Origin of the sequence: Bacillus sp. B-jedd (assembly GCF_000821085.1) — a bacterium.
Classification (GTDB): Bacteria; Bacillota; Bacilli; order Bacillales; family Cytobacillaceae; genus Bacillus_D.
In genome coordinates, this window is record NZ_CCXR01000001.1 from 4,183,384 (window position 1) to 4,195,272 (window position 11,889).

At 47.2% G+C, this 11,889-nt stretch carries 9 protein-coding genes and 1 riboswitch; of the genes, 2 read left to right on the plus strand and 7 right to left on the minus strand.

The window, feature by feature from the left end; all coding sequences use genetic code 11:
• Both ypfJ and BN1002_RS20385 read right to left on the minus strand, forming a co-directional pair.
• The gene (gene ypfJ / locus BN1002_RS20380; RefSeq protein ID WP_048827363.1) at nucleotides 1-855 is read right to left on the minus strand and encodes a KPN_02809 family neutral zinc metallopeptidase; all 855 of its coding nucleotides are present in this window, start codon (nucleotides 853-855) and stop codon (nucleotides 1-3) included.
• A gap of 175 nt (nucleotides 856-1,030) precedes the next feature.
• Nucleotides 1,031-2,149 (minus strand): NAD(P)/FAD-dependent oxidoreductase, encoded by a 1,119-nt coding sequence (locus BN1002_RS20385; RefSeq protein ID WP_048827364.1) that lies wholly within the window; start codon nucleotides 2,147-2,149, stop codon nucleotides 1,031-1,033.
• A 431-nt stretch (nucleotides 2,150-2,580) separates the two neighbouring features.
• Here BN1002_RS20385 and abc-f point away from each other — a divergent pair, with 431 nt between their 5' ends.
• Complete coding sequence (gene abc-f / locus BN1002_RS20390; protein ID WP_048827365.1) at nucleotides 2,581-4,296, plus strand: ribosomal protection-like ABC-F family protein; 1,716 nt, start codon at nucleotides 2,581-2,583, stop codon at nucleotides 4,294-4,296.
• Between the two features lie 137 nt (nucleotides 4,297-4,433).
• Entirely contained in the window at nucleotides 4,434-5,768 is a 1,335-nt protein-coding gene (locus BN1002_RS20395; RefSeq protein WP_052445663.1) for a S8 family serine peptidase, read from the plus strand.
• 43 nt (nucleotides 5,769-5,811) lie between these two features.
• On the opposite strand, the gene BN1002_RS20400 is transcribed toward BN1002_RS20395, so the two are convergent.
• The 5 genes from BN1002_RS20400 to BN1002_RS20420 form a co-directional block, all read right to left on the minus strand.
• Nucleotides 5,812-6,456, minus strand: a complete 645-nt coding sequence (locus tag BN1002_RS20400; RefSeq protein WP_048827366.1) for a queuosine precursor transporter — start codon at nucleotides 6,454-6,456, stop codon at nucleotides 5,812-5,814.
• Between the two features lie 15 nt (nucleotides 6,457-6,471).
• Nucleotides 6,472-6,972: a preQ(1) synthase gene (queF, locus tag BN1002_RS20405; RefSeq protein ID WP_048827367.1), complete on the minus strand. Its 501-nt coding sequence runs from the start codon at nucleotides 6,970-6,972 to the stop codon at nucleotides 6,472-6,474.
• A gap of 127 nt (nucleotides 6,973-7,099) precedes the next feature.
• Nucleotides 7,100-7,146, minus strand: a riboswitch (PreQ1 riboswitch).
• Between the two features lie 83 nt (nucleotides 7,147-7,229).
• Nucleotides 7,230-9,110, minus strand: a complete 1,881-nt coding sequence (htpG, locus tag BN1002_RS20410) for a molecular chaperone HtpG (protein ID WP_048827368.1) — start codon at nucleotides 9,108-9,110, stop codon at nucleotides 7,230-7,232.
• 486 nt (nucleotides 9,111-9,596) lie between these two features.
• Nucleotides 9,597-10,328 (minus strand): sulfite exporter TauE/SafE family protein, encoded by a 732-nt coding sequence (locus tag BN1002_RS20415; RefSeq protein ID WP_048827369.1) that lies wholly within the window; start codon nucleotides 10,326-10,328, stop codon nucleotides 9,597-9,599.
• 142 nt (nucleotides 10,329-10,470) lie between these two features.
• On the minus strand, nucleotides 10,471-11,754 hold the full coding sequence (locus BN1002_RS20420) for an NCS2 family permease (protein ID WP_048827370.1): 1,284 nt from the start codon (nucleotides 11,752-11,754) through the stop codon (nucleotides 10,471-10,473).
• Nucleotides 11,755-11,889: the final 135 nt, after the last annotated feature.

Sequence of the window (11,889 nt, forward strand, 5' to 3'; positions counted from 1 at the left end):
TTAAAGCTGTTTCGCATTAAAGGTGTCGCCTTGTTCCAGATTTCCTGCTTTATAGCCTTTATTGAACCAGCGCTTCCTTTGTTCGGAAGTTCCGTGTGTGAAGCTTTCCGGCACTACACGCCCTTGGTACTTTTTCTGCAGCGTATCGTCACCGACGGCTGATGCAGCATTCAGCGCCTCGTCAATATCACCTTCATCAAGAAGCTGTAAATTCTCAGCTCGGTTTGCCCAGACGCCGGCATAATAATCAGCCTGTAATTCCATCCTCACCTGGTATTTATTGTACTCGGTCTCGCTGAGCCTCTGGCGGAGTGACGCCATTTTATCACTTGTTCCAAGCAGTGTCTGCACATGGTGGCCAACCTCATGAGCAATAACATAGGCCATTGCGAAGTCACCCGGTGCCTGGAATTTCGTCTGCAAATCCCTATAAAAACTTAAGTCAATATAAAGCTTCTGGTCGCCAGGGCAATAAAACGGCCCTACCGCCGACCCTGCCACACCACAAGCCGACTGCACACTGCCTGAATAAAGAACAAGCGTAGGCTCTTTGTAAACCATGCCTTCTTCTTCAAAAATTTCCGTCCATACCTTTTCCGTATCAGCTAGGACAACCGAAACAAATTCAGCCAGCTCCCGGTCTTCAGCACTTTCCTGATAAGGCGGGGGTGACTCCACACCGGTTCCGCCACCGCCAATGTTATTCAGCACATCACCAAGATCGCCGCCGCCCAGCAAGGTCATAATCAGGACGAGGACAATCCCGCCAATTCCGCCGCCCACCATCATTCCGCCGCCGCCCATGCCCCTTCTATCTTCAACATTCGAACTTCCTTGTCTGCCTTTCCATTGCATCTGGTGTTCCTCCTCGGAGTATATAAAATCGCTTGTCTAGTATTTTCTTCTATCCCTATACCCCGATATGCCTTTGTTAAAATCATCTTCCTGCTGGGATTATTTACAGAATTGGCTACCACAGAGAATTCTGCTATCAAAAAAAGCCGCCTCTTTTAATGGCAGCTCTATTTCACTATTCTTCTATAGCCCCTTCCACCGGGTAAAGGCCCAAGTCTATATCCAGGTCCAGCCCGAGGGACATCTTTGCCAGCTGCTCGCCAAGGAAAGGCCCGACCGTAAGGCCAGAAGCGCCAAGCCCGTTGGCAAAAAGGAGATTTGAGTGTCCTGGAATCGATCCAATCACAGGCAGAAAGCCCGGTGTATAGGGCCGGTACCCGGCTCGAGCGTCGGTAAAGGCCGCATCTGCCAGCCCCGGGGCCGAGGTCAACGCCTTGCCAAGCAACTCTTGCAGACCGCCAGCGGTAATCCGTGTGTCAAACTCTTTATCATTTTCATGGGTCGTTCCGACGATGATTTTGCCATCATTAAAAGCGAGGATGTACTGGTCACTCGGCGGCATGATGACCGGCCATTCATCAGTATCGCACTCTTCAAGCTGCAGATGGACAATCTGGCCTTTTTGCGCGGTTACATTTAATTTAATGTTTAGTGGTTCAAAGAGTTCAGCCGCCCAGGCTCCCGCTGTCACAATAATCTCGTCTGCTATATACTCCCCTTCATCCGTCCTGGCACCCATCACTTTTCCTTCTTTTAGCAAAAACTCTGCGGAAGCCGTTACAAATCTGGCACCATGTTTTTCAGCGGCATGCAGCAACGCCCTCCGCATCGCACGGCCGTCAACGCGGGCCGCACCGCTGACATGAACGGAAGAAAATTCATCCGATACAGGCGGGAACAGCCTCGTGGTCTCACTCGGGCTCAACTGCCGGATATCACCGATTTCCGGAGCATCTCCCCTTCTCTTCAATGCGCGTTCAACCATTTTGCCAAGCTTGGCCTCATCGGTATGAAGGCTCAGCGCGCCAACCTTTGCATAACCCGTTTCCCTTTCGCCATCCCCTTCAAGCATAGGGATGAGCGAGGAATAATAAGCGGCACCGCCTTTAGCCAGCGCGTACCACGCCTTATTGCGGCGTTGCGACAGCCACGGACAGATGATGCCTGCCGCCGCATCGGTCGCCTGGCCTGGATCTTGCCGGTCAATGACCGTGACTTCGGCACCCGCCCTTGCCAAATGATACGCTGTGGAAGCGCCGAGGATTCCCGCTCCAATCACAATTACCTTTTTCATATAACGACACCTTTTCTTTGATACTGATGGCTTTATTCTACCTAAGTTTTCAGGCAGGCTCAAAGTTTCAATAATCCCCCTAATCATTGACAAATTTACATCCTGCAAAATATACTGAAAAGGAACTTGCAAAATTAAAAAAGGATGGTACAGGGGCATGAAGTTATAATCTTATTTTTCTGGAGTGGACTCATGATTAAAATATGAGAAAACCTGAAGAATAGGATTCGTATGCCCTTTTTTGCTTATCTATGGAAGTGCCTTTGTTCCGCATGCTTTTTTGGCATGTTGTTCAGCCACTCTCCTGATAGGACGAATTTGCCATACAATCAGCCTCTTCGGGTTTCCGGGGAGGTTTTTTTAATGATTTTTTCAAAATCAACTCAGTCGCCATTGCTTCTTGTCTAATAAAAAAACTGAGGTGGATTTGTATGGTACTTTTAAAAGTAAGAAATGCGAAAAAGAATTTCGGTGATCGTAAATTGTTAATAGATCTTTCTTTTGATATAAGAAAAGGTGAAAAAATCGGCCTGGTTGGCTGGAATGGATCTGGCAAGTCAACCCTTGTTAAGCTGCTCATGGGTGAGTTGGCCCCAGATGGCGGCACAATCGCAAAAATGCCCGCCAATTTACGGATCGGGTATTTGCCGCAGTCGACCGATTACGACTTGTCCTCTCAAAATGGGTACTACGGTAAAGAACTGCTCGAAACAGCGAGCCAGCTCGGCTTGGAAAAACTGACCGATTGGGCAGGTGCCAGACTTGCGAATCCAAGCGGCGGCGAACGGCTGAAGCTTGCCCTTGCCAGTGTATGGGCGAATCAACCTGAGCTACTCATTCTCGATGAACCGACCAACCATTTGGATTTAAAAGGCATGGAATGGCTTATAAACGCTATTAACCACTCCACCCAGGCGGCACTCATCATATCCCATGACCGCCATTTCCTTGACCAGACGGTTACTAAAATCCTGGAGATTGAGGATGGCAGGATTATTGAATATAAAGGGAATTATAGCGAGTACCGCGCAGAAAAAAAGCGGCGGCGCGCTCAGCAGGAGAAGGATTATCAGAAGCAACAGCACAAAATAGCTATGATTAATGAGCAGGTCGCCAACTTAAAACAATGGTCCGCTAAATCGCATCGTGAAGCCGGAAAAGGAAGGTCGCCTTCTGAAAACCGGCAAATAGGCTTTAAGGAATATGGCCGGATGCAAGCGAAGAAAAAAGACAGCCAGATAAAATCCAAGCTTAGCCGGCTCAATCTCGAACTTTCTAAAAACAGAATTGAAAAACCGAAGGATGAACTGAAGGTGCAGTTTGATTTTGAAGCTGGACGGAACCGCGGCAAACGAATTCTTGAAGCACGGGGACTGGGAAAATCATTTGGGGATCGAACCCTTTTTGAGAAAAGCCATTTTTACATCCGGCATGGGGAAAGAATTGCCCTGCTTGGCCCCAACGGCTCTGGCAAAACAACATTCATTAAGATGCTGCTCGGTGAAGAGATGATTTCGAAGGGAACCATTTGGAAAAGCGAATCGCTGCGAATTGCTTATCTGAGCCAGGATGTGAATGATCTCCCCGAAGGCAAAAGCCCACTGGCATATTTGGATTTGAAGAAGCCTGAGGAGATTACAAAAGCGAGGACCCTTTTTGCCAATATGGGCTTGGATGACGAAAAGCTCACAAACCCGATTTCCGCTTTAAGCCTCGGCGAACGGACAAGAGTGAAGCTCGGTCAGATGATCATGCAGGATTACGATATGCTCATTCTCGATGAACCAACAAACCATCTTGACCTTCCGAGCCGAGAGCAGCTTGAAGAGACACTGGCAGGCTATACCGGCACCCTGCTGATTGTTTCCCACGATCGTTATTTCGTTGAAAAGCTGTGCGACAAGCTACTTGTGATTGAAGACAAGAGGATTCAGAGAATGGAAACGGGCCTGGCCGAGTATGAAGAGCGAAAGAATAAGGGCGCCCGGCCGGATGAGCGTCTGCAGCAGGAAGAACTGGCTGTCCTGGACACAAAGATTACCGAACTGCTTGGCAAAATCGGACAATTTATGCCGGACAGCGAGGAGTATAGGAAGGTAGACAAAAAGTTGAACGAGCTTATTCAAAGGAAACGGGATTTATCCTAGTATTTAAGAGCCCTCATGGCAACTGCCAGGGGCTCTTTCTTTTGCAAAAATTTTCCCAACCTTCCAGATGTTTACTAACCTGCTTGCTGGATAAAGAAAAAGAGTCAGATTATTTTGAACAAATTTAGGAGGGTTCCATGAAAAAGTTTAAGTTCCTTGTCATGTTCGTTTTGCTTTTCACCTTGACAGCGCCTTCTTTCGCACCCCAGCCGAAAGCACTCAGCCTGTCTGTCGAGGTCAGCCCGGCTATTTCAAAACTGTTGAAATCCACTTTATCCGGCAGTGAAGGGGAAGCGATTATTACCTATAAAAGGCCTCCTGCATTGGCGGATATCCAGCTCCTTAAAGCACTTGGTTTTGAAACGAAAACATTCGAAAACCTGCCGATGATTGCGGTAAAGGGAAAGATTGCCGCGCTGGCCAGCCTGCTCTTGTCTACTACGAATATTGTCTCGGTCTATGAAAATAAGGAATTGCAATACTTCCTCCGCGATAGCCGCCAGCTGATTGGCGCTGAGTCGGTGTGGAATGAACTTGGTTATACTGGCAAAGGCGTGACGGTCGCGGTTATTGACAGTGGAATCGACGCGACTCACCAGGACTTGAAGTTTGGCGAGAAAGTCGTCCAGAACGTAAAGTTTGTGGTCGGTGACCTTTTCGGGAACAAGCCGATTTATCTTGAGAATCTTCCCAACACGGATACAACCTCCGGCCATGGCACCCATGTCGCCGGGACGATTGCCGGCAGCGGGAAAGCGAGCGGCGGGCTCTATAAAGGCGTTGCTCCTGATGCCAAGCTCGTCGGCCTTGGCGTCGGTGAGGGAATCAACATCCTTTGGTCGCTCGAAGCTTTCGACTATGCGATTAAAAATAAGGACAAATACGGCATCGATGTTATCAGCAACAGCTGGGGATCGACCGGGGAATACTCGCCGAACGACCCAATCAACGTTGCTTCTAAAGCTGCCCATGATGCGGGGATGACGGTTGTTTTTGCCGCAGGGAATGAAGGGCCTGGAGATAATACACTGAATCCATATTCCGCTGCGCCTTGGGTGATTAGCGTTGCTGCAGGGACAAAAGATAAGCAGCTTGCCGACTTCTCCTCACGCGGCGTGGCAGGCGATGCGTTCCTGCACCCCGACATCACCGCCCCGGGAGTTGACATTGTCGCGACGAGGTCTTCCACCGGACTAGTCATGAATTTGCTCGGAACAACAACCGATATCGGCTATATTGACCCTGAGCACCTGTTATTCTATACAACCTCAAGCGGTACAAGCATGGCAGCTCCGCACATTTCTGGGGTTGTTGCCTTGATGAAAGAAGCAAAACCAAACCTGACACCAGACCAAGCGCTTGATTTTATGGTCCAGACGGCTGACCCGATGGCGGGCTACAAGTACCATGAAGTCGGGGCAGGATATGTGAATGCATTTAAAGCTGTGCAAAAAGCGGCTTCTGGACAATAAATGAAAAAACTCCGCCACGATTTTTTGCTGGCGGAGTTTTTTGTCATTCTACTGCTACGGATCTTTCTTCGTGCGCACTTGCTAATTCTTTTTTCTTGATATAGTTGACCATCAGGTAAACAAGCGGCGTAATTGCGATGGACGCAAAGAATTTAAAAATGTATTGGGTCATGATCATCACGGCCAATCCCGCCATCGGTACGATGCCATAAAAAGCGATGACTATGAAAATCGAGGTATCAACAAGCTGGCTCAGCATCGTTGAAGCGTTATTACGCAACCATAGCTTTTTTTGCCCGTGGCGGCTTTTTAATTTATTGAAAACCAGGACATCAAGATTCTGGCTGACCATATAAGAAATCAGGCTGGCAATAATGACCCTGAAGCTTCCGCCCAAAATCGTTTCAAATGATTCCTGATCCGAAAAAGCGGGTGCGGAAGGCAAGGCAATCGCTGCTGAAATGAAAACCAGGGCAAAGATTTGGGTAATCAATCCAGCACGAACCGTCCTTTGGGCATATTTCCTCCCATATACCTCGACAATTACATCGATAAGCGGGTAAGTAAAAACATAAATAATGACCGCAGCCGGCAAAATGACAAATGATCCGATGCTAAACAGCTTAACAGCTACGATGTTTGCCAGGATCAACAGTCCGACAAAAGCTCCATTCAAATATAAAATCATCTTCTAGATTCTTTCTTAACGGTTATCTATTTTTTCAGGGTATAGGTCGTGATTCATCAAGCGGAAATGGGCCATCTCTTCGTACTTAGTACCAGGTTTACCATAGTTGCACCAAGGATCGATCGAAATGCCGCCCCTCGGCGTAAATTTCCCCCAAACCTCGATATAGCGCGGATCCATTAGCTTAATGAGGTCGTTCATGATGATATTGACGCAGTCTTCATGGAAATCGCCATGGTTCCTGAAACTGAAAAGATACAGTTTCAGCGATTTGCTCTCGACAATTTTCTTATTCGGAATATATGAAATATACATCGTCGCAAAATCCGGCTGATTGGTCAGCGGGCAGAGGCTTGTAAATTCAGGGCAATTAAATTTAACGAAATAATCCCTGTTTGAATGCAGGTTATCAACCGCTTCCAAAACCTCCGGCGCATATTGAAAAGCATACTGGGTCTTTTGATTACCCAACAGCGTCAAATCCTTCAATCCTTCTTCCTGGCTTCGTCCAGACATAAAAAAACCCCCTTGTAAAAGTATCCCGGACTCTTTACAAGAGAGTTTTTGCCAATAAGACTATGAAAAACAAAGGATATAACCATTAAAAAAGCCATGTCCGAATATGGACATGGCAGATTGTCATGAATCCATAGTTTTTTAAAGAGGGTATCAGCTATGAACCTCTCCCGTAAATTACGGGTATTCAATTCCTGTTCATATATTACAGAACCGGGATGATAACGTCAAACGAATTATTTCGCCAAATTAACTCGTTACACCATAATTTTGCAAATATCATTCGTGAATTCGACCGGATCCTGGATCGGCAGCCCTTCTATCAGCAACGCCTGGTTATAAAGGAGGTTTGTGAAGAGGGACAGCTTGTCCTTATCCTTTTCAAAAGCGTCCTTCAGCGACTGGAACACTTCATGGTTCGGATTGATTTCAAGGATTTTTTCAGCTTTGACATCCTGGCTGTTCGGCATCTGGCGGAGGACTTTCTCCATTTCAATCGTCAGGTCGCCCTCGCTCGCCAGGCAGACTGGATGGGACTTCAGGCGCTTCGAAATCCGGACATCCTTTACCTTGCCGGAAAGGACTTCCTTCATCGCGTCGAACAGTTCTTTGTTTTCCTTCGCCTCTGTCTCGGCTTCCTTCTTCTCTTCTTCAGACTCGATGCCAAGGTCACCGCTTGCGATTGATTTGAATTCCTTTTCCTTGTAATTCACCAGCATGCGGATTGCGAATTCATCAATATCCTCGGTGAAATAAAGGATTTCGTAACCTTTTTCGGAAACAAGCTCGGCTTGGGGAAGCTTTTCAAGGCGGTCAACCGATTCGCCCGCCGCGTAGTAAATATACTTCTGATCCTCAGGCATTCTTGAAACATATTCATCAAGAGTGACGAGCTTTTTCTCTTTTGAAGAATAGAACATCAAGAGATCCTGGAGCTCTTCTTTATGGGTGCCGAAATCGCTGTAAACGCCGTATTTCAGCTGGCGGCCGAACGAATTGTAAAACTTCTCGTAATTCTCGCGGTCACTCTTCAGAAGAGATTGCAGCTCGCTCTTGATTTTCTTGCTGATATTCTTGGCAATCAGCTTCAGCTGGCGGTCATGCTGCAGCATTTCTCTCGAAATGTTGAGTGAAAGATCCTCGGAATCCACCATCCCTTTCACAAAACTGAAGTGGTCCGGCAGCAGGTCTGCGCATTTATTCATAATCAGGACGCCGTTCGAATAAAGCTCAAGCCCCTTTTCGAATTCCTTCGAATAATAATCAAACGGTATGTTTTCCGGAATGAACAGGATTGCGTTATACCTGATTGCGCCGTCAACACTGATATGGACATGCTTCAGTGGCTTGTCAAAGCCGTAATGCTTTTCGTGATAGAAGTTCGTGTAATCCTCGTCTGTCAGCTCGCTCTTGTTTTTGCGCCAGATTGGCACCATGCTGTTAACAGTCTGTTCTTCGACAACCGTTTCCCATTCGTCCTCGCTGCCGTCTTTCTTCCGGCTCGTGCTGACATCCATCTTGATCGGGTAGCGGATGAAGTCGGAGTACTTTTTGACAATCGATTTCAGGCTGTATTCCTCGAGGAACTCGTCGTAGTTCTCTTCCTCTGTGTTTTCTTTTATTTTCAAAATGATTTCCGTACCAACTGAATCCTTTTCGGCCGGCTCAATCGTATAGCCTTCCGCCCCGGTGGATTCCCATTTGTACGCCTCTTCGCTGCCTAGCGCACGGCTTGTGACGGTTACGACATCGGCAACCATGAATGCCGCATAAAAACCAACACCGAACTGGCCAATAATGTCATGGCCATCCTTCAGCTCCGTTTCCTTTTTGAAAGCTAGCGAGCCGCTTTTCGCAATCGTGCCCAGGTTCGTTTCCAGTTCTTCCTTCGTCATCCCGATGCCGGTATCGATGACTTTTAAGATTCGGTTTTCTTTATCAGGGACAATTTTTATGTAGTAATTGTCCTTGTCAAAAACAAGTGAATCATCTGTCAGCGCTTTGTAATAAATTTTATCAATCGCGTCACTGGAGTTGGAAATCAGCTCTCGCAAAAATACTTCCCGCTTGGTGTAAATCGAGTTGATCATCATCTCCAATAACCGCTTTGACTCGGCCTGGAACTGCTTCTTTTCCATTGATCTATCTCCTCTCCTTTACATGTACACAATCAGTTTAGCACTCTAATCATTTGAGTGCTAATCCCACTAATTATTTACCATATCGGATTCGGGGATGTCAATTATGATCCATTATATATAGGTTGAAATAAAGATTGGGATCAAATTGGAACGATGTGGTTGATTTCCGCTCCGGGCATTTCGCTTTCCGCGGGGCATCAGTGGAGCCTCCTCGTCGCGTTGCTCCTGTGGGGTCTCCACTTGCTGCTCTATCCCGCAGGAGTCTACATGCCTGAGCTCCAATCAACCAGCTATTCAAATTAAAGAGTGTAACTATTAAGTTTAATCTATATAGACTCTACTTATACAAAACTTGCTTAAATGAACAAAACTTAATTGAGTTTTTTCTCTTGATTTTGTTTTACAGGCTCGAATACCATTTCCAGAAAAACAAGTTGCAAGCAGTTTTTCTATCTGAGGATATGAAGTTTTCTTGTGAATCCCTTAAACCATTTTCACCAAAACCTGTACGATCAGAATGACCGTGGCGGCACGCAAAATTGGTTTCACGTAGCGTGGATCCAGTTTCTCGGCAATCCTGACGCCGAGCTGGGCGCCGGTAACGGAACCCGCCATTAGCGCGAACGTCATTGGCCAGATTATTTTGCCTGCGGAAATGTACATTGCGGCTGCGCCAATGCAGCTTGAGAAAGTCGCGAGCCGCACGAGGGCGACTGCCTTGACGTACGAAATGTTCAAATAGCCGAACAGATAAAACATCAATGTCCCCTGCCCCGGCCCGAACAGCCCATCATATATACCAATGCCATAAAGGCCAGGTACACTTACTTTGTTTACGGTTAATGGTTTTGTTCCGGAAAAGTCCCTCTTGCCTCGAAAGGAAGTCAGGAAAGCAAACGTCAGCAAAATCAGTGCAATGATGTTCATGTTTTCCGCAGGGATTTTCGAGGCAATGAAGCCGCCGGTCATTCCTCCCCCAATACTGACCGGAATGATCCACCACGATTCTCTCATTGATATTTGTTTATTTCGATAAAGGTAATAAAAGCTGGAAAATGAACTGACTGTATTTGAAACTTTGTTGGCCCCAATTGCCGAATGGACCGGCATGCCTAGCAGAAGCATCACTGGAAGGTTCACCATCCCTCCCCCACCAATCAGTGTGCCAATCGCCGTTGCAAAGATTCCAATGAAAAACAAAATGATATATTCCATCGCCGCACCTCCTACTTCCAGTATAAGCAGCCACTTGCGTTTAGGATATTTTATGTTATTAATCGAAATACATAAGAACTCCTTATGACTATACCAAAACAAAAAGCCCGCCCGGCGCCAGAGAAGAGCACCGGGAACAGGCTTATGAAAAGAAGTATAATTGAACAACAAACAGCAAACCGAATACGTAGATAAGCGGATGAACGTTCTTTCCTTTACCGCTTACGACCTTAATAATCGGATAGGTAATGAAGCCAAGCGCAATGCCGGTTGCAATGCTGGATGTCAATGGCATGGAGAGAATCGTGATGAAGGCAGGGAATGCTTCATCAAGCTCGCGCCAGTTGATTTTTGCGAGCCCCTCCATCATGTAGCAGCCGACAATGATCAAAGCCGGTGCGGTAATCGCCGGCAGCCCGGCAATCGCGCCGACAAGAGGGGAAAAGAACAATGCCGCAAGCAGCAACCCCGCAGTTGTCAAGGCTGTCAGACCTGTCCGTCCCCCGGCCGCAACGCCGGTCGTTGATTCAATATTTGCCGTGGATGGGCTAGTTCCTAGCGCGGCGCCGACCGTAGTGGCGACCGCATCAGCGCTCAGTGCCGCTTTTGCCCGCGGAAGCTTGCCGTCCTTCATCAGTCCAGCCTGCTCTGTGACGCCAATTAGCGTGCCTGTTGTATCAAAAATTGTCACGAGCAGGAATGCAAACACTACCGTATATAATCCGTGGGAGAAAACTCCGCCAAGGTCGAAATCAAAGAATACCAATGCCGGCGGCGCGGATACGATGCCGTTCAGTTTCAGCATGCCCATAAAATAACCGATGACCGCTGTCACGAGCATTCCGATGAACAAGGCGCCTTTCACCTTACGCGCTAGCAAGATCAAGGTGATGAACAATCCAGCAATCGCCAGGAGAGTTCCTTTCTGATGCAGGTTGCCGATTGAGACAATTGTTTCTTTATTGGCAGCGACAATGCCAGCCATTTTTAAACCAAGAAAGGCGATAAACAGGCCGATTCCGGATGTAATCGCATGCTTCAGTGATTCCGGAATCGAATCGATCAGCATTTCGCGCAGCTTTGTCATCGACAGCAGAAGGAACAGCACCCCGGCAATGAAGACAGTGCCGAGCACGATCTGATAGCTGACTCCCTGTGTAGCAACGACGCTCGCAAAATATGCGTTCAACCCCATCCCGGGCGCAATTGCAACTGGATAATTGGCGAACAGGGCCATAATCAGCGTTCCGGTGACAGCGGCAATAATGGTTGCCGTGAACACTTGATTAAAAGGCACGCCCGCCGATGAAAGAATAGCCGGGTTTACCACAATAATATAGGCCATCGCCATAAATGTCGTCATGCCGGCGACTGCCTCAGTCTTTGCATTCGTTTTAAATTCGTTCAATTTGAATAGGCGCTCCATCGAGATGCCCTCCTGTAAATTAAAAATTCCCATCGCGAAAATGGGCATAAAAAGTATATTTATATAAGAACCATATGCAATAATAAGCGAATGTTACTGTTTAGTCAATATGTATTGTTCGTGTTTTTATTTCCA

What these genes read in the sequence shown, in the direction of transcription:
- BN1002_RS20385 (WP_048827364.1), bottom strand. Translation starts at nt 2,149, where the DNA reads ATGAAAAAGGTAATTGTGATTGGAGCGGGAATCCTCGGCGCTTCCACA.
- ypfJ (WP_048827363.1), bottom strand. Translation starts at nt 855, where the DNA reads ATGCAATGGAAAGGCAGACAAGGAAGTTCGAATGTTGAAGATAGAAGG.
- htpG (WP_048827368.1), bottom strand. Translation starts at nt 9,110, where the DNA reads ATGGAAAAGAAGCAGTTCCAGGCCGAGTCAAAGCGGTTATTGGAGATG.
- BN1002_RS20400 (WP_048827366.1), bottom strand. Translation starts at nt 6,456, where the DNA reads ATGATTTTATATTTGAATGGAGCTTTTGTCGGACTGTTGATCCTGGCA.
- BN1002_RS20420 (WP_048827370.1), bottom strand. Translation starts at nt 11,754, where the DNA reads ATGGAGCGCCTATTCAAATTGAACGAATTTAAAACGAATGCAAAGACT.
- BN1002_RS20395 (WP_052445663.1), top strand. Translation starts at nt 4,434, where the DNA reads ATGAAAAAGTTTAAGTTCCTTGTCATGTTCGTTTTGCTTTTCACCTTG.
- BN1002_RS20415 (WP_048827369.1), bottom strand. Translation starts at nt 10,328, where the DNA reads ATGGAATATATCATTTTGTTTTTCATTGGAATCTTTGCAACGGCGATT.
- queF (WP_048827367.1), bottom strand. Translation starts at nt 6,972, where the DNA reads ATGTCTGGACGAAGCCAGGAAGAAGGATTGAAGGATTTGACGCTGTTG.
- abc-f (WP_048827365.1), top strand. Translation starts at nt 2,581, where the DNA reads ATGGTACTTTTAAAAGTAAGAAATGCGAAAAAGAATTTCGGTGATCGT.